Here is a 25,718-nt window from a genome sequence, read left to right as displayed (position 1 = left end):
CTCCTTTCATCTACTTTTTAGTTAAAAGTAGGGTAAAGGTATAATATTTTCGCAAAAAAAACAGACAAGCGAATACATACACTTGCCTGTTTTATGTTTTTATTACTTGATACCGTATTTCTTATTGAAGCGATCAACGCGTCCGTCTGCAGTAGCAAACTTCTGACGTCCAGTGTAGAATGGGTGAGAATCAGAACTGATCTCAACTTTTAGTAATGGATAAGTGTTACCATCTTCCCACTCAACAGTTTCGCTAGAGCCTTTAGTAGACCCGCTTAAGAATTTGAAGCCTGTGTTTGTGTCCATGAATACAACTTTCTTGTAATCTGGGTGAATTCCTGCTTTCATTCTTTTCATCTCCTTCCGCCCTGAATCATTTTCGAAACAGAGTTTTTCATCTTCAGCTGCATACACAACTATATTGATGAAACACATATGATGAAATTATAACAAGGCTAACTTCATTTTGCAACTACCTGTTTTTGTCTTTTTGATTTTAAAAGCAGAAGCGGCTCGTTCAGAATCCAGGACACTTCAAACTCTCGACCTTGAAGCGCCTTTTGCTTCGAGCGAGAGAGTGAAATGACCGGAGATTCTAGCCGCTGGAGCTGGATATTATCTTAAAGTGGAGGTGGCTTGCTTAGCTCTGACCGACTAAAGTTCTCCCACTTACTTCTCCCTTTAACATCACCTAAAAAACATAAAAAAACTCGCTTACTACGAAATAAGCGAGTCCCAATCTTTTCCCTTTACTTAGTTGTTACATATCTTTTCGAGTCTGCAACAATGTTTTGTAAAAATTCTTCATTTGTCTTTGTTTGACGAAGTTTACGTAAGAAACCTTCAACGAAGTCTGGTGTATCACGCATTGTTTTACGAATACCCCACAACTTGTCTAAATGCTCTTTCGGAATTAATAGATCTTCTTTACGCGTACCAGAGCGACGAATATCAATCGCTGGGAAGATACGACGCTCAGCTAATGAGCGATCTAAGTGAAGTTCCATATTTCCAGTTCCTTTAAATTCCTCGTAAATTACATCGTCCATACGAGACCCTGTATCAACAAGCGCTGTTGCTAAAATCGTTAAGCTACCGCCCTCTTCAATATTACGCGCAGCCCCAAAGAAACGCTTCGGTCTATGGAAAGCCGCTGGGTCGATACCACCCGATAATGTTCTACCACTTGGGGGAATAACGAGGTTGTAAGCTCGCGCTAAACGGGTAATACTATCCATTAAAATGATAACGTCTTTTTTGTGCTCTACAAGACGCATTGCACGTTCTAACACAAGTTCAGCTACTTTAATATGATTTTCTGGTACTTCATCAAAAGTAGAACTTACAACATCGCCCTTAACAGAACGTTCAATGTCTGTTACTTCCTCTGGACGCTCATCAATTAGAAGCACAATTAATTCTGCTTCTGGATGATTTGTTGTAACACTGTGTGCAATTTCTTTTAATAGACTTGTTTTACCCGCCTTTGGAGGCGCAACAATTAAACCACGTTGTCCAAATCCAACTGGTGCGATTAAATCCATGATGCGTGTCGGTAACTTTTTCGGTTCCGTTTCCAATTTCATTTGGCGATCTGGGTATAATGGTGTTAATGCAGGGAAATGCACACGCTCTTTTGCTGACTCTGGATCATCTCCGTTTACAGCTTCAACTTGTAATAATCCAAAATAGCGTTCATTTTCTTTCGGAGGTCGTACTTTACCAGAAACCTTATCTCCATTACGTAAATCGAAACGACGAATTTGCGAAGCTGAGATATAAATATCTTCTGAGCTTGGAGAATAGTTGATAGGACGTAGGAATCCAAATCCTTCTGATTGAATAATTTCTAATACGCCTTCCATGAAAAAGAAACCTTCTTTTTCTGCTCGAGCTTTTAAAATGGCGAAGATTAATTCTTTTTTCGTTAATTTGCTATAATACGAAATCTTAAATTCTTTCGCAAGCTCGTATAACTCTTTTAATTTCATGTTTTCTAATGCTGCAATTGACAAATTCATTCAGACACCACACTTTAACGTTATTCTCTTTTCACATGGGTAAAGGGAAAAAATACGGAAGGCAAATAATTAATAATGAAAGGCAATAAGTTCAAGTAGGGTAATATTCACTATTGTAACCCTTTTATCTAGTTTTAATCAATACGTTGGGACACAAATACAATAAGCGAAGACAAGAAAATTTGTCTTCGCTTATTATTTAATCTAGTTTTAACAACTAGAATGGTCGGTAGCTTTGCTTCTTCCATTCTGAACGAGCCGCTTGCACTTTTTATTTAATAACCAAGTTCGGTTTTTTATTTAAACTATGGCGTCCGTCTACGAAACGTACTGTACCTGATTTTGCACGCATAACAAGAGATTGTGTTGTTCCGACGCTACCTTTAAATTGAACGCCTCGTAGCAATTCTCCGTCTGTTACACCTGTTGCTGCAAAGATTGCATCGTCACCCTTTACTAAGTCTTCCATACGAAGGATACGATTTATATCTTCAATACCCATTTTTTTACAACGAGCTAATTCAGCTTCATTTTGAGGAAGAAGCTTTCCGTGGATTTCTCCACCTAAACATTTTAATGCGACAGCTGCTAATACTCCTTCAGGAGCCCCACCAGAACCGAATAAAATATCTACACCTGTACGGTCAAATGCTGTATTGATTGCTCCAGCTACATCTCCATCGTTAATCAATTTAATACGAGCACCAGCTTTACGAATTTCTTCGATAATTGCTTGATGACGTGGACGGTTTAAAACTGTTGCTACAACATCTTCAATATCCTTGTTTTTTGCTTTCGCAACTGCACGTAAGTTATCAATAATAGGTGCATCAATATCAACGGCTCCAACTGCTTCTGGACCAACCGCGATTTTATCCATGTACATGTCAGGAGCATGTAACAAATTACCATGATCTGCAATTGCAATAACGGCAAGTGCATTCCATCCGCCAGCTGCTACAATGTTTGTCCCTTCTAAAGGATCAACTGCAACGTCTACGCGCGGGCCATACCCTGTACCTAATTTCTCTCCGATATACAGCATTGGCGCTTCATCCATCTCACCTTCACCAATTACAACTGTACCTTTCATCGGAATTGTATCAAATACATCACGCATAGCTGACGTTGCTGCACCGTCTGCTTCATCCTTTTTCCCGCGTCCCATCCAACGCGCTGATGATAATGCTGCAGCCTCTGTTACACGTACTAACTCCATAGATAAACTTCTTTCCACGATAATCCCTCTCCTTTAAGCCTTTATATTTCTGCCGTATTTTGTGAACTTTATTTTTCTATAAAGTGTACTTCCGCAAATAGTGATACTTCGCTCCCCACTTGCGGAAGCATCACTTATGCGTTCTTCATCTCTTCAATTTCTTGCTCTGTCATTTGTTCTCGCCAAATGTTTGCACCAAGCCCTTTAAGCTTGTCTACTATATTTTCATAACCTCGATCAATATGCTCAAGTCCGGTTACTTCTGTAATTCCATCCGCCATTAATCCTGCAATAACAAGCGAAGCCCCAGCTCGTAAGTCACTCGCCTTTACTTTTGCACCTTGTAATAAAACAGGACCAGTTACAATTGCCGAACGACCTTCTACTTTAATTTGTGCATTCATACGACGTAATTCATCAATATGTTTGAAACGAGCGCCGTAAATTGTATCCGTTACAACTCCCGTCCCGTGCGCCTTTGTTAAAAGCGTCGTAAACGGCTGTTGTAAATCTGTTGCGAAACCTGGATATACAAGCGTTTTTATATCAACTACTTTTAACCTTCTATTACCGTTCACTTTAATTTGATCATCGTTCGTTTCAACTTGAACACCAGCTTCTCTTAGCTTTGCAGTAACTGACTCTAAATGCTGAGGAATAACATTATCAACTGTTACTTCTCCTCCTGATGCCGCTCCTAAAATCATATACGTACCAGCCTCAATACGATCTGGAATGATAGTATGGTGACAACCATGCAGTGAGTCCACACCATCAATTCGGATTACATCTGTACCAGCACCTTTAATGCGTGCTCCCATGCTTGTTAACAATGTAGCTACATCAATAATCTCGGGTTCTTTCGCTGCATTTTCAATAACAGTTCTACCTTTTGCTCGGACAGCTGCTAGCATAATATTAATCGTAGCCCCTACACTAACAACGTCTAAATAAATACGCGCCCCGCGCAATTCATCTGCTCTTAAATAGATAGCACCTTGTTCATTCGTAACATGTGCACCTAACGCTTCAAACCCTTTAATATGCTGATCAATCGGCCTCGGTCCTAAATGACATCCACCTGGAAGCCCAATAACAGCTTTTTTAAAACGACCAAGCATCGCACCCATTAAATAATAAGAAGCACGCAACTTTTTCACTTTTCCATTTGGTAAAGGCATCGCAACCATGTTAGAAGGATCGACTACCATCTCTTCCTCCTGCCCATATGTTACTTTCCCTCCAATTTCCTCTAGTAAGTCTCCTAACATTTTCACGTCCGAAATATTAGGAACTCCACCAATGGTTACTGGAGTATCTGCTAAAATTGTCGCTGGAATTAGTGCAACAGCGCTGTTTTTCGCACCACTCACTCGAATTGTTCCATTTAAAGCTCTTCCGCCTTCAATTAGCAATTTTTCCATATTGAGCTCCCTTCTTGTGAATGTATTTACCTTCTAAATTCTTTATAAAAAGAATTAGAAGATTCCCCTTAAGAATCTCAATCACTCTTTCCATCCCAAAACTCAATAAATAGGAAACCATTATCTCCATTTCTCCTGTATTCCGAATAGATAAAGATTAACTATTCATCGAGCAAAATTTATCAATTTAGATACGTTATCACATTTATTAATAGGACTATGCACATTATTTTCTATTTCAAAAACGAAATGATAAAAATCTTTAGACTTGTTCACGCTTTCATTATACAACGAAAGGAAACCGTCTAAAAGACTAGACGGTTTCCAAAACGGAATTTTATTCTTACGCTTTACCGTTAGAACCGAATTCGCGAATTTTACCAGCAACAGTTGCTTTGATAGCTTCGCGGCCAGGTCCAATATATTTACGAGGATCGTAAACTTCTTGATCTTTGTTTAATGCTTCACGAACAGCTTTTGTAAACTCAATTTGGTTCTCAGTGTTTACGTTAATTTTTGAAGTACCTAAAGAAATAGCTTTTACGATATCAGCAGTTGGGATACCAGTACCACCGTGTAATACTAAAGGTACGCCAGTGAAGTCGCGAACTTGCTCCATTTCTGCGAATCCTAAGTTAGGCTCACCTTTGTAAGGACCGTGTACAGAACCTAAAGCTGGAGCTAGGCAGTCGATGCCAGTTGCTTCAACAAGGTGCTTACACTCTGCAGGATCAGCGTAAATTACGCCTTCAGCGATGATATCATCTTCTTGTCCGCCAACTGTTCCAAGCTCAGCTTCAACAGATACGTTACGAGCGTGTGCGTATTCTACCACTTTTTTAGTAGTTTCAACGTTTTCTTCGAATGGGTGGTGAGAAGCGTCAATCATTACAGATGTGAAACCTGCATCGATTGCTTCTTTACATTTTTCGAAGCTTGAACCATGGTCAAGGTGAATCGCTACAGGAACAGTAATGTTCATTTCTTCGATTAAAGCTTTAACCATAGCTACAACTGTTTTGAAACCAGTCATATGACGAGCTGCACCCTCAGATACACCTAGGATTACAGGAGATTTTTCTTCTTCCGCAGCAGCTAAGATAGCTTGAGTCCACTCTAAGTTGTTCATGTTGAATTGACCAACTGCGTATTTTCCTTCTAGTGCTTTGTTTAGCATTTCTTTCATAGAAACTAAAGGCATGGTGAATCCTCCTAAAAAACGTTTTTTGTATCCGATAAATTCTTATCGCTGGTAGTATGACCAGAATAAGGTAAAATATGTATATTTACATACCGGACTTTTTTCTACACTCAATAGGATAACAACTTGTACTCAAAAACTCAACTGTATTCACCTGCTCAATAGTCCATGTAAACGCTTTTTTCCATATTTTTTATAAAAAATTCATTTTTTACGCCTCTACAGCAAGCTCATTTCTCACCGCTTGACGAATTTCATCAATATCAAATGGTTTAGCAAAGTGCATTAAAGCTCCTAAATCTTTTGCCTCTTGGATCATATCAAGCTCTCCATAAGCAGTCATTAAAATTACTTTAATACTCTCATCAATTTCTTTTACATGCTTTAAAATCTCTATACCATCCATACCTGGAATTTTCATATCTAACACAACTAAATCTGGATTATCTTTTTTCACGATATCTAAAGCTTGAAATCCATTCGCTGCTTGGAACGTCTGATAACCTTCTTTTTGGAACACTTCATGTAATAACACACGAATGCCATATTGATCATCAACGATTAAAATTTTCCCTTCCATAACTCCCAACCTTTCTGTATAAATACAAGATTTAAAGCTTCTTATATCTTAACGATTTATTTTCGCTATTCTTTGGCAAATTCCTTCCTATTCTTTCTTATTTTACCGTTTCCTTTTTTGTTATGCTACCCTACGATTTCACCTTTCTAAAAAAATACACTATAATGAAAGCCGGCGAACACGTACGAAGGGAGTAACATTATGTTAAAAATTTTTTCGACTCAATTAAGTGGTTATTTCTCCAGAGTTTCTCAAAAAGAGGAAATGAATATAGAAGATAGCGCTCGTCTACTTGCTCAAGCATTAGTTGGCGATGGCTTCATTTATTTACATGGTACAAATGAAATGGATGGTGTTGTTGCTGAAGCACTATTCGGTGCTGAACCAATGCAGCAAGCGAAACGTTTATTTGAAAATGATAAAGAAGCAGAAGTAACTTCTGCAGACCGTGTACTTCTTATTAGCCGTTTTTCAACAGATGAAGAAGCGGTAAATATTGCAAAAAAACTTCAAGAAGAAGGCCACTCTATCGTTGGAATCTCTGCTATTCAAGAAGGTATTGAATCACTGGAACAATATACAGATGTACATATTGATACAAAGCTGTTAAAAGGTCTTATTCCAGACGATGAAGGTAATCGCTACGGATTCCCAAGTTTAATGATAGCCTTATTTGCTTATCACGGATTGAAATTTACAATTGATGAAATGTTAAACGAATATTAAAAAAAGCGCCCTATTTCAGGCGCTTTTTTATTACTTGCTCTCTTTATTCGTAATAGAAGCACTTACGAAATCATGGAACAATGGTTGTGGACGGTTTGGACGAGATACAAGTTCTGGGTGGAACTGTGCTGCCACGAACCAAGGATGATCTTTTAATTCAATGATTTCAACTAGGCGACCGTCTGGGCTTGTACCAGAGAATACAAATCCTGCTTTTTCCATATCCGGACGGAATTGATTGTTGAACTCATAACGATGACGATGACGCTCATATACAACTGGCTCACTGTAAGCTCTATAAGCATTCGTTTCTTCAGAAAGCTTACATGGGTATAGACCAAGACGAAGTGTACCACCTAAGTCTTCTACATCTTTTTGCTCTGGTAATAAGTCGATGATTGCATAAGGTGTGTCAGGATTAATTTCAGAAGAGTTAGCTCCTTCTAATCCTAATACGTTACGTGCAAATTCGATTGATGCAAGTTGCATACCTAAGCAAATTCCTAAGAATGGAACTTTGTTTTCACGAGCATATTGAATTGCAACGATTTTACCTTCTACACCACGATCTCCAAAACCACCTGGCACAAGAATACCATCTGTGTCACCAACTAATTCTTTTACGTTCTCTGCTGTTACGTGCTCAGCGTTTACCCATTTCACTTCTACATCTGTGTCGAATGAATAACCTGCATGACGAAGTGCTTCTACAACAGAAATATATGCATCTTGAAGCTCTACGTATTTACCAACAAGAGCGATTTTTGTTTTCTTAGAAAGGTTACGTACTTTATCAACTAGCGCAGTCCACTCTGTCATATCTGCAGCTGGATTGTCTAATTTTAAGTGATCGCAAACGATTTGGTCCATGTTTTGCTCTTGAAGAGATAATGGAACCGCGTATAAAGTATCTGCATCGCGTGCTTCGATAACTGCTTTTGTATCGATGTCACAGAATAATGCAAGCTTGTCTTTCATATCTTGAGAAACAGGCAGTTCTGTACGAACAACGATAATATTTGGTTGAATACCTAAGCTACGAAGCTCTTTAACGCTATGTTGCGTTGGTTTTGTTTTCATTTCACCCGCTGCTTTTAAGTACGGGATTAACGTACAGTGAATGTACATTACATTGTCACGACCGATGTCGCTCTTAATTTGACGGATTGCTTCTAAGAATGGTAGAGACTCGATATCACCAACAGTTCCACCGATTTCTGTAATAACAACGTCCGCATTTGTTTCGCGACCAGAACGATATACACGTTCTTTAATTTCGTTAGTAATGTGAGGAATAACTTGAACTGTTCCTCCTAGATATTCACCACGACGCTCTTTTTGAAGAACTGAAGAGTAAATTTTACCTGTTGTTACGTTGCTGTATTTGTTTAAGTTGATGTCGATAAAACGTTCATAGTGACCAAGGTCTAAGTCCGTTTCTGCACCATCATCTGTTACGAATACCTCACCGTGTTGGTATGGGCTCATAGTCCCTGGGTCTACGTTAATGTACGGATCAAACTTTTGAATCGTTACGTTTAAACCACGATTTTTTAAAAGTCTTCCAAGAGATGCTGCTGTAATACCTTTACCTAAAGACGATACTACACCGCCTGTTACAAAAATATACTTAGTCATGAAAAAGCTCCCTTCTACCTTGTTGTTATATAATCACCGTTGCAAAGCGCAACGTATGTAGATAACACTGTATCTATCTTATTGTTAGACTCTTTTTGTATTCTAAACAAAAAACAAAAAAGAAAATTGCTCCCCTCATCACAAAAAGTAACAAGTAGGGAGCAATTTTCTTTTATATTTACACTTTAAAAGTATTATCGTCCTTTTTTAAAGAGCCCAAAAATGATTCTACATGGACGATAATGAAAAGTCAAGAACTACAGTTCTTCCTCTTCTTCTTCAGTTTCATCATACTCAAGTTCTTCTTCAGCGAAGTCATCTTCATCATCTTCATCTAAATCATCAAGATCATCGTCATCTCCGTCTTCTTCTTCAAGAACCTTGTCCAAATCTTCTACTTCTTCTTCTTCCTCTGCATTTCCGTCTGCATCGTCGAAGTCATCTTCGTCTTCCATGTAGTCGTCAAAACCGTCTTCTTCAACTTTACGTTTCTTCTTCGGTTTTGGCTGAGGCAGAATTTCTTCATCGATTTGCTCATATGGGTACCAGCTACGTAGTCCCCAACGGTTTTCTCCTAAATTAATGAAGCGTCCATCGATGTTTAAATCTGTATAAAATTGTGCGAGTTTCGCATTAACTTGCTCTTGAGATAGTCCCAGCACTTGAGCGATTTCTTTAACCAACTCGTTGAATGTCGTTGCTTGTCTTTTATCCCCTAAAACGCTATGTACAACTTCAATCATTGAACATTCTTTTAGCTCTTCTGGTGAATATTGCTTAAAATTCACTTATGCGGCACTTCCTTTCATCAAATATAACCTTATATATAACGGTCTGCTTAAAAAAATCCATACTATTCATTATAAACAAAAGTCGCACAAATATGCTACAAAAAAAACGGGAAACTTTTATCCCGCTATTTGCGAGCAGTAAAACTCCCGCCTCAACATTCGGCTGGAGCAAAGAAGTTAGGCGGAAGCCCCGCTACCTGTAAACGCCTGATTTGTGAAGGCTACTAATCGGCTTTGGATGAATACCCTCACTTTATATGGTAATAAAATTATAATTTGTCCATTCCTTACTTCGGAAGCATATGCGCCCCTTGCAACACATACCTAATTTGCATTTCTGTATATTCTTCGAGCGTATACAATTTTTGCAGCGCCCAACGTCTAAATCCCCACATCTGTCCTTGTATGAAAATGTTATGCGCAAGAAGCTGTATTTCTTTTTTATTTAATATAAATGTTCCATTTTCTGTACATTGTTCTAAAATATTCTCAAACATTCCTACCATTTGAAACTCTTTCTCTAGTACGTATGGGAGTGATTCTTTCGGTAAAAACCGTACTTCTTGATACATGATTAATACTTCTTCTTGCAATTCGTCCATCACTTTAAAGTAATTTGTTATCGCTATTTTTAAACTGTCTATACTTCCCTTCTCCGTGCATACTACTTCCTCTAATCGTTCTTTTACATGTTCATAAATACTATCACAAACTAAATATAACACGTCATCTTTCGTACGAATGTATTCATATAGTGTTCCGATACTAAATCCAGCCGCTTTTGCAATCTCTCTCGTTGTTGTACGCGGGAATCCTTTTTGCTTAAACAGTTGCACCGCACCTTTAATCATTTGTTCACGCCTTAACGCAACTAATTTTTCATCTTTTACTGACGCATGCACATTATGTTTAACCATCCCCTTCACCTCTCTCTATTATTTTTTGGAAGGAAAAAGCGTAGGAAAATACCTACGCCTTTGCCCCTACTTCGTTAACATACGAGAAATTACGAGCCTTTGAATTTCTTGTGTTCCTTCATAAATCTGTGTAATCTTTGCATCTCGCATATAACGCTCTACTGGATAATCTTTCGTATAACCGTAACCACCAAATACTTGCACAGCTTCAGTCGTCACCTTCATCGCTGTATCACCTGCAAATACTTTTGACATCGCTGATTCTTTCCCATACGGAAGCCCTTCCGATTCAAGCCACGCAGCTTGATATGTTAAAAGGCGCGCAGCCTCTACATCCGTTGCCATATCCGCAAGTTTAAAGCCAATCCCTTGCTGCGCCGCAATCGGCTTTCCAAATTGATGGCGCTCTCTTGCATATTCTACAGAAGCATCTAAAGCCCCTTGTGCAATACCAACTGCTTGTGCAGCAATACCGTTACGACCGCCATCTAACGTTTGCATTGCAATCTTAAATCCTTGCCCTTCTTCTCCTAGTAGATTTTCTACAGGAATACGGCAATCTTCAAACATAATTTCAGTCGTTGGCGAAGAGCGAATCCCTAGTTTACTTTCCTTCTTCCCAACCGAAAATCCTAGCGTGTCGCTTTCCACAATAAATGCGCTCGTGCCGCGCTGCTTCGATTCAGGATCTGTTAACGCAAAAACAACATAAATGTCAGCAATACCGCCATTTGTAATGAAAATTTTCGATCCATTTAATATGTAATGGTCTCCATCTCTTTTGGCGATTGTCTTCATTCCACCAGCATCTGATCCAGAACTCGGTTCCGTTAAACCGTATGCACCAATTTTCTTCCCTTCAGCCATCGGTCGCAAAAACTTTTGCTTTTGCTCCTCCGTTCCGAATTTAAAAATCGGCCACCCAGCAAGTGAAGTATGCGCGGACAGCGTTACACCTGTAGAAGCACAAACGCGTGATAATTCTTCGATCGCAATTACGTACGCTAAGTAATCGCTTCCAATTCCACCATACTCTTCAGGCCATGGAATACCTGTCAAACCAAGCTCCGCCATATGATCAAATAGCTCGCGGTCAAATCTCTCTTCCTCATCACGCTCAGCTGCCGTTGGTGCTACTTCGTTCTTAGCAAAATCCCGAACCATTTTTCTTATCATTTCATGTTCTTCTGATAATTTAAAATGCATTTCCGTCTCCCCCTCTTCCCTTTATAAAGCACGGCTAATAACAAGTTTTTGTATCTCACTCGTTCCTTCATAAATTTGCGTAATCTTCGCATCACGGAAAAATCTCTCTACCGGATAATCTTTCGTATAACCGTAACCGCCAAATACTTGTACCGCTTCAATTGCAACTTCAACTGCTGTCTTAGAAGCAAATAACTTCGCAATAGACGCTTCTTTACCGCATGGTAATCCTTGTGCTCTAAGCGATGCAGCCCTATATACAAGTAATCGCGCCGCCTCCACACTTGTCGCCATATCTGCAAGTTTGAAGCCAATCCCTTGCTGCGCCGCAATCGGCTTCCCGAATTGCTCTCGTTCCTTTGCATAATCTATCGCACATGCGAGCGCTGCTTCCGCGATCCCTAACGCCTGCGCCCCGATTCCAATTCGTCCAACATCTAAATTCGCCATCGCTACCTTGAATCCTTGTCCCTCTTCACCGAGTAAATTCTCAGCCGGCACTATCATATCTTCGAACGTAAGTTGAACTGTACGAGAACCGAGAAGTCCCATCTTATGTTCATCTTTTCCGATAATTAAGCCTGGCGTATCTTTCTCTACAATAAATGCAGAAATACCACTTTTTCCTGCATCTGGATTTGTAGAAGCGAAAACGATGTATGTACTTGCTTCGCCGCCATTTGTAATAAATACTTTCGATCCATTAATGATGTAATTATCACCTTTCTTGACAGCTCGTGATTTCAAACTCCCTGCATCTGATCCAGCATTTGGCTCAGTTAAGGCGAATGCACCTAAATATTCACCAGCCGCAAGCTTAGAAACATATTTCTGCTTCTGCTCTTCTGTTCCAAAGTATAAAATCGGGTTCATTCCAACTGACGTATGTACAGCTAAAATTACACCAACCGTTGCGCTTACTTTTGAGATTTCCTCAATTGCTAAAATGTAAGAAATAAAATCCATTTCTGCGCCGCCGTATTTTGCAGGCGCTGGAATACCCATTAATCCAAGCTCACCCATCTTTTGCAAAATCTCTGTCGGGAACACCCCTTGTTCCATGCTAGGAACAAAGGGTGCTATTTCCTTCTGTGCAAAATCCCGAACCATTTTCCTCATCATCTGTTGCTCTTCATTAAAACGAAAGTTCATATACTCCGCCTCCATTTGCTATATATCTTTTAACAATTTGGTAAGACCACTACTCTATACAAGGAGGGATTTACTCATAAACGTAGAAACCACGGCCCGTTTTACGCCCTAACCATCCTGCATTTACGTACTTACGTAGTAATGGACATGGGCGATATTTACTATCTCCTAATCCTTCATGCAACACTTCCATAATGTATAAACACGTATCTAAACCGATAAAATCAGCTAGTGTCAGAGGCCCCATTGGATGATTCATACCAAGTTTCATTACTTCATCAATCGCTTCTTTCGTCGCTACACCTTCATATAACGTATAAATTGCTTCGTTAATCATCGGTAATAAAATACGATTCGATACAAATCCCGGGAAATCATTTACTTCAACTGGCACTTTTCCGATTTTTTTCGTAATATCTTCAATCGTTTCATAAACTGTATCATCTGTAGCTAAACCACGAATAATTTCAACGAGCTTCATAACGGGAACTGGATTCATAAAGTGCATACCGATTACTTTTTCTGGGCGTTTCGTTACCGCTGCAATTTCAGTAATTGGAAGAGATGACGTATTCGTTGCTAAAATTGTATGATCTGGAGCAATTTCATCTAAATTCGCAAATATTTTCTTTTTAATATCCATTTTCTCAACAGCTGCTTCAATAACAAGATCAGCTTCTTTCACACAATCTAAATCAAGAGTTACTGTAAGACGATTTAACGTTTCCTCTTTCTCTTCTTCCTTCATGCGTCCTTTTTCTACTTGACGCACTAAGTTTTTCGTAATGATAGCTAACCCTCTATCTAATTGCTCTTGTTTTAAATCTTGAATCTTCACATCATATCCTGCCATTGCACATACTTGCGCAATTCCCGATCCCATTTGTCCCGCACCAATTACAACTATTTTTTGTACACCCATTCTTTCTTCCCCCTTAATATAAGTCTGTAATAAATGAATCGTTTTCTCGCCGTAAATTAATGAACCTCAATCATAACTGCATCACCTTGACCGCCACCGCTACAAATCGAAGCAATTCCAATTCCGCCGCCGCGCTGCTTCAGTGCATGGATAAGTGTAACGATAATACGCGCTCCGCTTGCTCCAATTGGGTGTCCCATTGCTACCGCGCCGCCATTTACATTCAATTTTTCTGGGTCAATACCTGCAATCTCTGTACTCGCAATTGCTACTGCCGCAAACGCTTCATTAATCTCGAATAAATCGATGTCTTCAATTGTCTTGCCGGTCTTTTTCAATAATTCGTTAATTGCATAACCTGGCGTTCTTGGGAAATCTTTTGATTCGACCGCGATTGCCGTATGTGCTAAAATCGTCGCCAAAGGCTTTCTTCCTTCTTGCTTCGCTCTGTCCTCGCTCATTAATACAAGTGCAGCACCGCCATCATTCAGTCCTGGAGCGTTACCAGCTGTTACTGATGATGTCTTATCAAATACAGGTTTTAATTTCGCTAACTTTTCAATTGTTGTATCTTCACGCGGCGCCTCATCTTTAGCAACAACAATAGGATCGCCTTTTCTTTGCGGAATTGTTACTGGTACAATTTCCTCTTCAAAGCGCCCTTCTTTATGCGCTGAAACCGCACGCTGATGACTACGATATGCCCATTCATCTTGGGCTTCGCGAGAGATTCCGTCTTCCTTCGCAACTTCGCCGCCATAAACGCCCATGTGTATGCCTGAAAATGCGCATGTTAAACCATCTGCAACATTTAAATCGATAACTTCGTTGTTACCCATTCTGTATCCCCATCTTGCACCTCGTAAAATGTAAGGACTGTTACTCATCGATTCCATTCCACCAGCTACAATAAGTGATTGATCACCAGTACGAATAATTTGATCTGCTAACGTAACCGCACGAAGTCCCGATGCACAAACTTTATTTACTGTTTCCGTCTGCACTTCCCAAGGGATTCCAGCAGCTCTCGCAGCTTGACGAGATGGAATTTGCCCCTGTCCACCTTGAATAACCGTTCCAAATATAACTTCTTCAACATCACTAGCAGAAACATCTGCTCTTTCAAGCGCTGCTTTAATTGCAATTCCTCCAAGTTCTGTTGCCTTCACATCTTTTAAAGATCCTCCAAATTTTCCAACCGGTGTTCTTGCAGCACTTAAAATAACTGTTTTATTCATGTTTCTTTCCCCCGTTTCTTTTTTAGTACCGAGCGCTCGCTCGGTATCCTTGCGTTGAGAAGAGGTGCAATAATTGCACCTCTTTCTAAAGTTGTATACATGCTTACAAACTACATTGCTTCTTTCTTCTGTCCGATAACAGATCGTTCTAAAATCTCTGTTACATCAAGTGTTTGAACTTTCTCTTCTACTTCCTTCGCTTTCGTCCCATCACTAATCATCGTTAAGCAATACGGACAACCTGTACCGATAATGGATGGTTGCACAGCTAGTGCTTGTTCTGTACGAGCAACGTTAATACGAGAACCCGTTGTCTCCTCCATCCACATTAAGCCACCACCTGCGCCACAGCACATTCCTGTTTCACGGTTACGTGCCATTTCTACAAGATTCACACCAGGAATTGCTTTCAAAATATCGCGCGGTGCTTCGTACACTTCGTTGTATCGTCCTAAATAACAGGAATCATGGTACGTAACTGTCTCCTCAATAGCGTGAACAGGTTTTAAGAGTCCTTCTTTCACCCACTGAGCTAACAATTCTGTATGATGATAGACTTCTGCTTGTAAGCCAAAGTCTGGATACTCATTTTTGAATGTATTATAAGCGTGAGGATCAATCGTAACGATTTTCTTCACTCCTGCTTTTTCAAATTCTTCGATATTCTTTGTTGCCATCTCTTGGAATACGAACTCATTTCCAAGGCGACGCGGTGTATCTCCAGAGTTCTTTTCTTTATTACCAAGAATCGCGAATGAGACGCCTGCTTCGTTCATTAACTTCGCAAACGATATCGCAATCTTCTGACTACGATTGTCGTATGATCCCATCGAACCAACCCAGAATAAATATTCGAACTCCTCGCCAGCTTTTGATTTTTCTTTTACAGTCGGAACTGTTACTTCATCATCACCTTGGCGCCATGTTTCACGCTCTTTACGGTTCAGACCCCAAGGATTCCCTTGACGCTCGATATTCGTCATCGCACGCTGCGCTTCCGCATCCATCTTTCCTTCTGTTAAAACAAGATAGCGGCGTAAATCAATAATTTTGTCAACATGCTCATTCATAACCGGACACTGATCTTCACAGTTACGGCACGTTGTACAAGCCCAAATCTCTTCTTCTGTAATAACATCTCCGATTAAACTCGGATCGTAAGCTAGCGCTGTAGCTGCTGATTCTTGCTGCCCTTTTCCAGCTGCCATCATCGCTAATTGATTTCCTTGTGTATTATTAAAAGCAACTACTGGAACCCAAGGTGCTTTCGATGTTACCGCCGCTCCTTTATCAGTTAAATGATCCCGAAGTTTTAAAATTAAATCCATCGGTGATAACATTTTTCCTGTTCCTGTTGCCGGACACATATTTGTACAGCGCCCACACTCTACGCAAGCGTATAAATCAATAAGCTGATTTTGTCTAAAGTCTTCAATTTTACCAACACCAAATGTTTCTTGCGTTTCATCTTCAAAGTCAATCTTTTCAAGCTTCCCTGGATTTGAGAGACGACCGAAGAAAACGTTAGCTGGTCCAGCAATTAAATGTGCATGTTTTGATTGTGGAACATAGACTAAAAATGTTAACAAAATTAGTAGATGCACCCACCAAGAAAAATAGAACACTGAAATGGCTACGGTTTCATTTATTCCCGAGAAAACGTAAGCGATTGCAGAAGCGATCGGTTCACTCCATGAAAGTTCCTCGCCGTGCCATATAATTCCCATCCCATTACCAAGTAGTACAGAAATCATTAAACCACCGATAAAGATAAGAACAAGGCCTGATTTAAAATTACGTTTCAAACGAACTAGCTTCTCAACATAACGTCTATGAAAAGCCCAAAAGACTGCGATTAATATAACGAGTGTGACAATTTCCTGGAAGAATGTAAATGCAGGGTATAGTGGTCCAAGTGGAAGATGCGATCCTGGTGCGAGTCCTTTCCAAACGAAGTCAATTGCTCCAAATTGGACAAGAATAAATCCGTAAAAAAACATAACGTGAATAATGCCGCTCTTTTTATCTTTCAGCAGCTTTTTCTGACCGAAAACATTGACCTTAAGAAGATCCCAACGTTCTTTGAAGCGACGGTCAAATTCAATCTTTTTTCCTAATTGTATGTAGGCCATTCTCGTTCGTATAAGATATACAAACAAATATCCCGCATAAGCAATAACAGCAATGGCAGCCAGCCAATTAATGATCAGTAAGCTATTCATTTTTATGCTACCCCTCTCTTTGTAAGCCTTCTTTCTTTTTTAGAATCTTCAAAAACATATAATTTTCTGAATTTTATCCCCTACCTTCATTATATAATGAGTGAGCATTCAGTCAACAGTTTTTTGTTATACAACAACATATTTTTTAATAAACCTGTTTATTTGGGTGAAACTATAAAGTGAAACTTTAATCAGTGGGGACTGTCCATTCCACACTAAATATTAGTTAAACCAATCGGGCTTTTACGGGCAGTTGATTTCAACCTAGCTTCCTCGTATTCAGCGGATTTTGAGGCGATTGTCTTACTGCCCGTTAAAGCGGGATAAGATGAAATTTTAATGAACAAACCGTGCTATCTTCTAGTTAAATTTTTGGTAGCATTCTTACTCCCCTTATCATTTGTAACACACTGAAGGTGAAAAGAATGCAAAGGAGGGACTTCACTCATGTTCTATTTCTCTCTCTTATTCATATGCGTTACTCTTTGGATCACAATTGACCTTTCATATGGGAGACTTCTTCATTTAAAACGTGTGCGTTCCCGTACTTTCCCTTTACGTCAAAGTGATTTTCACCTTTATACATATGGGAAAGATCTATACGATGCTTTATTTACTGATATAAAACAAGCCCAGCACCACATTCACGTTTTATTCTTCATTGTAAAAAATGATAAGATAAGTCGTGAATTTTTAAAGTTACTTATTGATAAGGCAAAAGAAGGCATTGAAGTAAGACTGTTACTTGATCGATTTGGTAGCCATTATTTATCAAATGAAGCAATTCGTTCCCTACAAAAACATGGTGTCTCTTTTTCTTTTTGTCATAAAGTCAAATTCCCTTTCCCTTTCTTTTCTGCCAATCAACGCAATCATAGAAAAATTACAGTGATTGACGGGAAAATTAGTTATATTGGGGGATTTAATATCGGCGAGGAATATTTGGGACATAATGAGCAATTAGGATTATGGCGAGACTATCATTTACGTCTTACAGGAGAAGGCGTTCAGGATTTACAAAAACAATTTTTACATGACTGGTTGGATGATACGAACCAAAATTTATTGGATGCTCCTCTTTATTTTCCGAAACAGGAACCTGGTACCATCCTACATCAATTCATTCCAACTGATGGTGCCTATTTACAACATACCTTTTTACATTTAATTAAAAGTGCGAAAAAGGAACTTTTTATCGGTACACCATATTTCATTCCTGGCAAAAAAATTATGAACGCTCTATTAAAAGCACGAGAAAGAGGGGTCCAAATAACAATTCTCGTTCCAGAAAAGGCTGATCATGCCCTCGTTCGAGAAGCGAAATTCCCGTACTGCCGAAAGTTAATACGGGCTGGTTGCAATATTTACGCATTTCAACAAGGTTTTTTTCACGCTAAAGTTATTATAGTCGACGATGATATTTGCGATGTTGGAACTGCAAACTTTGATATGAGAAGTTTATATAGTAACCATGAAATCAACTGCCTCTTATATGATAGGTACTTCATACAGGTGGTAAAAAATAAATTCCATGAAGATTTAAAAAATGCGTCATTCCTTTCCTATGACGATGTTAGCCCGCTTTCCCTTATAGATAGAGGAAAGGAATGGATAGGAACGATACTTGCTTTCTTCTTATAAGAAAGGTGATGAATAAAAGAGGTGTATTCCTTATGATTATGCGGTTTGGATACGTCTCACATGCAATGGCATTGTGGGACTGTTCTCCTGCTAAAACGATGACATTTACAACTTTTAAAAAACTCAATAAACAAGAGCGAGAGGATAAACTGTACGATGTTACAAGGCAAAATTTAGAACATACAATACGTATCCTTCATTACAATATCGCACATGAAATCCCATTATATCGTCTTTCTTCTTCCATCGTTCCACTTGCAACACACCCTGAAGTTGAATTTGATTATATTGGAGCATTCATGCCGCTTTGGCGTAAAATAGGGTCGTTAATTCAAGAGCACAATTTACGAGTAAGTTTTCACCCAAATCAATTTACATTATTCACAAGCGATAAGCCGCATATTACAACTAATGCAGTTACGGATATGACCTATCATTATAAAGTATTACATGCGATAGGAATTGCAGATTCTTCTTACATTAACATTCATGTAGGTGGTGCCTACGGAAATAAAGAAGCAGCAGTTGGACGCTTCCATGAAAACATAAAAAAACTTCCTGCACATATAAAAAAACAAATGACTCTAGAAAATGATGATAAAACATATACAACTGCTGAAACTTTATCAATTTGCCAAAAAGAAAAGATCCCTTTCGTATTTGATTATCATCATCACATGGCTAATCTTTGCGAAGAATCACTAGAAGAATTACTTCCTGCAATTTTTGAAACTTGGTCACATACAAATATCCCACCTAAAGTTCATATTTCCTCTCCTAAATCAGAAAAAGAATTTAGGGCTCATGCAGATTATATTAATTTAGAATTTATTAAGCCCTTTTTACACATTGCAAAAAAAATTAATTATAATTTTGATATTATGATTGAAAGTAAACAGAAAGATTTAGCAATGTTACAATTAATAAGTGAGCTTTCTTCTATAAAAGGAATCAAAAGAATAAATGGCGCAACATTACAATGGTAAATTGTCATGTTGCGTTGTTTTTTTCAAAAAGTAATTCTTATAGTAAAAAAGTTCCTATTTTATATGATATTATTTAAATTAGCATTTTCATCCTGCGATTCAACTTTATTGAAACGGAGTCATCATATGATTAATCAAAAAAAATATGTACAATTTGTCATGATGTATATAATTGTATTTTCTCTTTGGATATTCCTTATTCCAAATGAGTGGAACATAAAAGAAATTGGAATCCTTTTCTTATTTTGTTTTGCCGCAATCTTTTCTTGTTATTGTTCCTATAAAGCAATTAAAAAAATGAAGCGTGGTGATAAATTATTTTGGGTGTTATTATTATGTACTTGCCTATGTGGATTGGCTATGGAGATAACTTTATTCCTTCATTCACTTTCTATATGCGATCAAGTCCTATTCTCTTATGAGGCACTACCTTTCTTCATCATACAATATATTTTACTCTTTTCTGGATTTGCTATAAAGTTCATAAAACATTACTCTATTAGAGGCCTTGCTCAATTTTCATTCGATAGTATCTTTATCGTTATTATGAATATTTATTTTACCTTAACCTTTATTTTAGATCTTTCAAGCTTTCATACGTTAACAAAGGATACGTGGGTTTTAATTGGATATTTTATTGCACAATCATTAGTCATTTACGCCGTTATTAGCCTATATAGAAGAGAACAATATTCTTCTAGTAGAATTTCATTAATTATTGGCTTTACTATCATTCTTGTATACGGATATATACAGCTATTCCAGTTAAACACAGGAATAAAAACTTCTGCTGAATTCTCTTATTTAATACATACTGCTTCGATTTTATTAATTGGTTTATCGTCCATACTATACATTTTAGATAAGCCAATGCAACATGAAACAAAAACGAAATATTATCGATTTGATTATGTACGCTTTATATTGCCTTATTTTAGTATAATCATTACTTTTTCCTTTATTATCATTCAGCCTTGGGATGATAAATTCATGTTAATTGGTCTTGTATTATCACTTATTTTATTATTCTTGCGACAACTTTACATGTGGAAAGATAATAAAGTCTTAATTGATACATATGAACAGCTGACTACACAACTAGAAGATGAAGTTGAAGAAGGTGCTTCTGCGTTATCAAAAAGTGAACAACGTTATAAATCTTTATTTGAAGATCATCCTGATGCCGTTTTCTCTTTAAATATGCATGGTATTTTTCAGCAATCTAACACAGCTTGTGAAAGCTTATTTACTGCTTACTATTGTGAAGTAGCAAGCTATTCCCTTCTGCACTTTATTGATCCAAAAGATCATGATTTACTAAAAAGGGCGTTACAAATAACAAAAGAAGGTAGACCACAAACTTTAGAGGTTCGTACGAAAGAACAAGAAGGCTATTACTATTACCTTCACATTACACTCATACCTACTTTTATAAATAAAGAAGTTGTTGGGATGTTTGGGATAGCGCGTGATATTACAACTTTATATGAAAAACAAAAACAAGTAGAACATTTGGCATTTCATGATGCACTTACTGGATTACCAAATCGCCGCAAATTCGAAAAAGATTTAAAGACTATTTTAAATACAGCTCAAACTAGCGCAAATGATGTTGCCGTCATGTTTCTTGATTTAGATCGATTTAAAAAAATTAACGATCGACTCGGTCATGATGTCGGAGACTTATTACTAATTGAAGTAGCAAAAAGGTTACGCGGATGTTTGCGTTCAAAAGATATCGTTGCCCGCCAAGGCGGAGATGAGTTTACAATTCTATTACCAGATATGTACTCAGAAAAAAGTGCGGCTTTTATAGCTGAACAGATTTTAACTATTTTAAACAAACCATTCTTCATTAAAGATGAAGAACTATCTGTTACACCGAGTATCGGCATTGCAATGTATCCTGATTACGGAACCGATGTAACTGAATTAATGAAAAATGCCGATTTAGCTATGTATCGTGCGAAAGCAAATGGAAAAAACAGATTTGTTTTCTTCTCGAAAGAAATGAGTATTGCACAAAATGAGATTGAGTTCTTAGAAGGTGAACTTTCAAAAGCATTACAACAAAATGAATTTTTCCTTGAATACCAACCACAAGTAAGCACAAAAACAAAACAAATTATCGGTTTTGAAGCGTTAATTCGTTGGAAACATCCAAAACTCGGTATCGTATCTCCTGCCCAATTTATTCCTCTAGCAGAGGAAACAGGATTTATTATTGAACTTGGAAATTGGATTTTACGTACTGCCTGCTCAGAAGCAAAAAGATGGCATAATCAAGGTTTTTCTCACTTAAAAGTTGGTGTGAATTTATCTGTTGTTCAATTCAACCATACAGATTTAATCCCAACTATTTCAAAGGTGTTGAAAGAAACAGAACTAAAACCGGAAGCACTAGATATTGAAATTACAGAAAGTATCGCTATTAACCAAAATCAATCTGTAGTTGCAAAGCTAGAGCAGCTTCAAAATCTCGGTATTCAAATTTCAATAGATGACTTTGGAACTGGTTATAGTTCTTTAGCTTATTTAACAAAATACCCAATCAACACATTAAAAATTGCTCGAGAATTTATTTGTGGAATTACAACAAGTCCTTTAGAGGAAGCTATTATCTCTTCCATTATTACACTATCAAAAGAATTAAATTTAGAAGTTATTGCAGAAGGTGTAGAAACAGAAGAACAATGGAAATTTCTATATGAACAAAACTGTGACCACATTCAAGGATTCTTTATTAGCAAACCTGTTTCTAGTAAAGACGTTTGGATGTTACTCCATAAAAAAACAACCGCCTAAGTAAGACGGTTGTTTTTTAGTACTCATAAGGTACCTCTTGAGCTAATTGTACCTCTTGATCATTATGAGAAATTATTTGGCTTTTCTCTAATGCTATATCTCCTAATGAAATACCCCATGCCATCGCTAACGTTAATAGACTACCAATAAGCAGTTTCTTCATATTCCATCACCTGCATTTTTTCTTTAAATATATCATGAAAATTTATCCACATTTTATGCAATTATGCATATTTGTTTTTTAGGTCTTTTTTATTTTTTCATTTTTTTCATAAGTGATTCTTTTAATGCGTGGTTTCCTAACATATCAAAAAAGAAGCATGCCTTTTCGTAAGCATCTTCAATTTCTGCTCTATCAGACCCTAGCTTTGCTAGGCATTCACCTTTTCGAAAGTATAGCTGTCCAATCAATGTCATACTATTAATTTGACACGATAGTTCAATAGCTTTATTTGCGTGGCAAAGCGCTTCTTCGTATTGATTATCTGAGTATAATGCTTTTGCATGATTATGTCTCACCTTTACATCAAATTCTTTATTATCATGCAATGTCTCTAACTGTTTTAATATATTTTCAAATAACTCAATAGCCTTCTTCAAATAGCCATTTTCAGCATAAATGTTTGCAATTGCGTTTTCAATATAAAGATTCTGATATACATCTATTCCTGCCAATTGTTGATTGAGCAATTTCTTTAATTCTAAAATACAATATTCGTAATCAATTTTTTTCAATACGTAAGCTGCTACATGATATTGCCATTGAAGAAATTGCTGAAGCTCAGGATGATATTCTTCCTTTTTCAGTTCATTCCATACCCTATTATAAATTTCTTTATATTTTTTTTGCTTACAAAGCATAATAATTCGATCTTTTAACTGCTTATTCCTCTCAATATCAGAATAAATGAGTACCTCATAAAAATGAATAATGGGAACTTGTAATTTTGCTGCTATACCTTGCAATATATCCATACTTGGGTATACCGCACCCGATTCAATTCTACTCACTTCTGATTGATGACATATGTTCTCGGATAACTGTTTTTGTGTTAATCCTCTCATCGCCCTAATTTTCTTAATTTCAATTCCTAATTTTTCTGCGTGCATACTTACTCACCATCCCATTATAACAATCTAATTTTTTGAGTTGTCATACCACTACAATAATGTGAATTCGACAATTTTTGATATGAAATAATGCATAATATATATAAAATCTGGCAAATGTTTCATACAATTCATCTCACATACAATAGATTAGGAGTGTTATAGATGAATTATAGAAAACTTGCTAGTGCATTCGTTACATTCGGTCTCCTTTGTCCTTTATCCACAGAAGCTATTCATGCCCAAGAATTAAACAAAAATGAAGTGAAAGTTGAAATTGCTCAGCCTGGTTTAACAATCGGAAAATTAACAGAACCTCAAAATGATACGAAAGAGAATATTGCTAAAAAATATTTAAAAGGTGAGGTAAACGGGGCTAAAGCTCAACAAGAGCAAGTTACAACTGAAAAAAATGTTGATTTTCAACCTACAAATAAAGAAACAAAAGAAAATCAAACCGAAGTTCGCCTTGCACAAACTTACAAAAACTATAAAGTATATGGTCAAGATCTTATTGTAAACGTAGATAAAAATGGAGTAATTACAACTGTTAGTGGTAAAGTTGTCCAAAATTTAGACCAACAACCTAATCTTACTATAACAAATTTTTTGTCGAAAAATGAAGTAAAATCTAAATTACGCGATATACTTCAAATTCCAAGCGATGCGACTGAGACAGAATTCACCAACGAAACCGTTGTTTATAAGAAAAAAGATGGATATTACACATTTGCAACTGTTATTACCTTTACTTACGAAAACAATGAACAAATTATAAACGGTAATGCAATCCTTGATTTAAAAACTGGCGAGGTACTTTTCCAAGAAAAATTCATTAAAAATAAAGAGAATAAAACTATAAATCAAGTAACATCACCTAGACTATCCCTCGCAAGTGAGCAAGGAACCGGGAAAAACGCACTTCAAGAAAACATCTCTTTCAATATCGCGAAAGGGACTGACGGAAAATTTTATTTAGCTGATCTATCACGCGGAACTGGCATATATATTTATAATGCAAACTACGCGGACTCTCTCGGCGGATATAGTCAAGCTGGTTATCCAGGGACACTAGTTTCAAGTAGCACCCCTAACTTTGCAGATAAAGAAGCAGCGGGTGCTATGAAGAATATGAGCGATATTTATGACTACTTCAAAAAAGAGCATAATCTAAAAAGTTACGATAATAAAGATTCAAAAGTTATTGCTAGTGTACACGGTTTTGATTCTACTGAAGTTAGTGATGGTGTAAAAGAAGATTATATAAATGCATTTTGGCACCCTGCTTGGAATCAAATGGTATTTGGTGATGGTTTAAACGGAAAGCTCACTTCAGCCCTTGATGTAACAGCCCATGAATTTGGACATGCTGTATTCAGCGGTACGACAAAGAATAAAATTGTGAGATATCCAAGCGCTGAAACATCTGCGTTAAACGAGGGATTAGCAGATTTTTGGGGCACGCAAATCGAATATTATGTAAAGAAAGATAAGGGAAACTGGATTATGGGTGATACACTAGGTGGCCTAACAATCCGTGACATCCCGGGAGAAATTGGTGACGGTGGTCATAAATTATATACAAACTTACAAGATTTTTATAACGATGGAAATGATCAAGAGTCTCACGTAAATTCTGGTATCATCAGCCACGTATTATATCAATTAGCTGAAGGTAAAACATATAACAATGTTGCTGTTCAAAAACAAGGCAACGAAAAAGTAAGTAAAGTTGTTATGCGTACATTGCAAAATTACGCAACTTCAGCTGAAGATTTTGAATCACTCCAATCCCACATCGTACAAGCTGCAAAAGATTTATACGGAAATGCCGTATCAAATGAATTTGCAAAAGCATTTGAAGCACATGGTTATAAACCATTACAAAAAATAAATAGAGTAATAGAAGTATAATAATA

General features: G+C 37.5%; 20 protein-coding genes and 1 pseudogene. 5 read left to right on the top strand and 16 right to left on the bottom strand.

The window, feature by feature from the left end; translation table 11 throughout:
* Positions 1-102: 102 nt before the first annotated feature.
* The 6 genes from ACS2MN_RS22340 to spo0F all read right to left on the bottom strand — a co-directional run bounded on the left by ACS2MN_RS22340 (position 103) and on the right by spo0F (position 6,445).
* Positions 103-348, bottom strand: a complete 246-nt coding sequence (locus tag ACS2MN_RS22340; protein ID WP_000643435.1) for a type B 50S ribosomal protein L31 — start codon at positions 346-348, stop codon at positions 103-105.
* Positions 349-749: 401 nt separating this feature from the next.
* Positions 750-2,021, bottom strand: a complete 1,272-nt coding sequence (rho, locus tag ACS2MN_RS22335; RefSeq protein WP_001053898.1) for a transcription termination factor Rho — start codon at positions 2,019-2,021, stop codon at positions 750-752.
* A 271-nt stretch (positions 2,022-2,292) separates the two neighbouring features.
* A complete protein-coding gene (gene glpX, locus ACS2MN_RS22330; protein WP_000442336.1) occupies positions 2,293-3,258 on the bottom strand; it encodes a class II fructose-bisphosphatase in 966 nt (321 codons plus the stop codon).
* A 116-nt stretch (positions 3,259-3,374) separates the two neighbouring features.
* Positions 3,375-4,664: a UDP-N-acetylglucosamine 1-carboxyvinyltransferase gene (gene murA / locus ACS2MN_RS22325; protein ID WP_000413251.1), complete on the bottom strand. Its 1,290-nt coding sequence runs from the start codon at positions 4,662-4,664 to the stop codon at positions 3,375-3,377.
* A 343-nt stretch (positions 4,665-5,007) separates the two neighbouring features.
* Positions 5,008-5,865, bottom strand: a complete 858-nt coding sequence (locus ACS2MN_RS22320; RefSeq protein ID WP_001131849.1) for a class II fructose-bisphosphate aldolase — start codon at positions 5,863-5,865, stop codon at positions 5,008-5,010.
* A 211-nt stretch (positions 5,866-6,076) separates the two neighbouring features.
* Positions 6,077-6,445, bottom strand: coding sequence for a sporulation initiation phosphotransferase Spo0F (gene spo0F / locus ACS2MN_RS22315; protein WP_000398594.1), 369 nt, complete (start codon positions 6,443-6,445; stop codon positions 6,077-6,079).
* A 201-nt stretch (positions 6,446-6,646) separates the two neighbouring features.
* Between spo0F and ACS2MN_RS22310 the strand changes: the two genes are divergently transcribed.
* The gene (locus ACS2MN_RS22310) at positions 6,647-7,171 is read left to right on the top strand and encodes a DUF2529 domain-containing protein (RefSeq protein WP_000912394.1); all 525 of its coding nucleotides are present in this window, start codon (positions 6,647-6,649) and stop codon (positions 7,169-7,171) included.
* Between the two features lie 30 nt (positions 7,172-7,201).
* Here ACS2MN_RS22310 and pyrG read toward each other — a convergent pair whose 3' ends face one another.
* The 8 genes and pseudogenes from pyrG to ACS2MN_RS22270 all read right to left on the bottom strand — a co-directional run bounded on the left by pyrG (position 7,202) and on the right by ACS2MN_RS22270 (position 17,257).
* Complete coding sequence (gene pyrG / locus ACS2MN_RS22305; RefSeq protein WP_000170441.1) at positions 7,202-8,809, bottom strand: CTP synthase; 1,608 nt, start codon at positions 8,807-8,809, stop codon at positions 7,202-7,204.
* A gap of 257 nt (positions 8,810-9,066) precedes the next feature.
* The gene (gene rpoE, locus ACS2MN_RS22300) at positions 9,067-9,597 is read right to left on the bottom strand and encodes a DNA-directed RNA polymerase subunit delta (protein ID WP_001009768.1); all 531 of its coding nucleotides are present in this window, start codon (positions 9,595-9,597) and stop codon (positions 9,067-9,069) included.
* Positions 9,598-9,887: 290 nt separating this feature from the next.
* Positions 9,888-10,517 (bottom strand): TetR/AcrR family transcriptional regulator, encoded by a 630-nt coding sequence (locus ACS2MN_RS22295; protein ID WP_000238592.1) that lies wholly within the window; start codon positions 10,515-10,517, stop codon positions 9,888-9,890.
* Positions 10,518-10,583: 66 nt separating this feature from the next.
* Complete coding sequence (gene acdA / locus ACS2MN_RS22290) at positions 10,584-11,723, bottom strand: acyl-CoA dehydrogenase AcdA (RefSeq protein WP_000545536.1); 1,140 nt, start codon at positions 11,721-11,723, stop codon at positions 10,584-10,586.
* Positions 11,724-11,744: 21 nt separating this feature from the next.
* The gene (locus ACS2MN_RS22285) at positions 11,745-12,875 is read right to left on the bottom strand and encodes an acyl-CoA dehydrogenase (RefSeq protein WP_001011192.1); all 1,131 of its coding nucleotides are present in this window, start codon (positions 12,873-12,875) and stop codon (positions 11,745-11,747) included.
* 70 nt (positions 12,876-12,945) lie between these two features.
* Positions 12,946-13,797: a 3-hydroxybutyryl-CoA dehydrogenase gene (locus ACS2MN_RS22280; RefSeq protein WP_000538855.1), complete on the bottom strand. Its 852-nt coding sequence runs from the start codon at positions 13,795-13,797 to the stop codon at positions 12,946-12,948.
* Positions 13,798-13,853: 56 nt separating this feature from the next.
* Positions 13,854-15,136 (bottom strand): annotated as a pseudogene (locus ACS2MN_RS22275) (acetyl-CoA C-acetyltransferase).
* A 9-nt stretch (positions 15,137-15,145) separates the two neighbouring features.
* Positions 15,146-17,257: a heterodisulfide reductase-related iron-sulfur binding cluster gene (locus ACS2MN_RS22270; RefSeq protein WP_001086767.1), complete on the bottom strand. Its 2,112-nt coding sequence runs from the start codon at positions 17,255-17,257 to the stop codon at positions 15,146-15,148.
* 447 nt (positions 17,258-17,704) lie between these two features.
* On the opposite strand from ACS2MN_RS22270, the gene cls reads away from it, so the two are divergent.
* The 3 genes from cls (at position 17,705) to ACS2MN_RS22255 (ending at position 22,689) form a co-directional block, all read left to right on the top strand.
* Complete coding sequence (gene cls, locus ACS2MN_RS22265) at positions 17,705-18,898, top strand: cardiolipin synthase (protein WP_000499185.1); 1,194 nt, start codon at positions 17,705-17,707, stop codon at positions 18,896-18,898.
* A 32-nt stretch (positions 18,899-18,930) separates the two neighbouring features.
* Positions 18,931-19,884, top strand: a complete 954-nt coding sequence (uvsE, locus tag ACS2MN_RS22260; RefSeq protein WP_140154198.1) for a UV DNA damage repair endonuclease UvsE — start codon at positions 18,931-18,933, stop codon at positions 19,882-19,884.
* Between the two features lie 126 nt (positions 19,885-20,010).
* Entirely contained in the window at positions 20,011-22,689 is a 2,679-nt protein-coding gene (locus ACS2MN_RS22255; protein WP_000609942.1) for a DUF4084 domain-containing protein, read from the top strand.
* Between the two features lie 16 nt (positions 22,690-22,705).
* Here ACS2MN_RS22255 and papR read toward each other — a convergent pair whose 3' ends face one another.
* Together papR and ACS2MN_RS22245 are read right to left on the bottom strand one after the other, a co-directional pair.
* Positions 22,706-22,852 carry a quorum-sensing peptide PapR gene (gene papR, locus ACS2MN_RS22250; protein WP_000734723.1) on the bottom strand — a complete coding sequence of 49 codons (147 nt, stop codon included), beginning with the start codon at positions 22,850-22,852 and terminating at the stop codon, positions 22,706-22,708.
* 89 nt (positions 22,853-22,941) lie between these two features.
* Complete coding sequence (locus ACS2MN_RS22245) at positions 22,942-23,799, bottom strand: helix-turn-helix domain-containing protein (protein WP_000542896.1); 858 nt, start codon at positions 23,797-23,799, stop codon at positions 22,942-22,944.
* Positions 23,800-23,964: 165 nt separating this feature from the next.
* On the opposite strand from ACS2MN_RS22245, the gene ACS2MN_RS22240 reads away from it, so the two are divergent.
* Entirely contained in the window at positions 23,965-25,713 is a 1,749-nt protein-coding gene (locus ACS2MN_RS22240; RefSeq protein WP_001109519.1) for a M4 family metallopeptidase, read from the top strand.
* Positions 25,714-25,718 lie beyond the last annotated feature (5 nt).

The organism is Bacillus cereus group sp. BceL062, from assembly GCF_051780025.1.
GTDB lineage: Bacteria > Bacillota > Bacilli > Bacillales > Bacillaceae_G > Bacillus_A > Bacillus_A toyonensis.
This window is presented reverse-complemented; position numbering and strand designations above follow the sequence as displayed.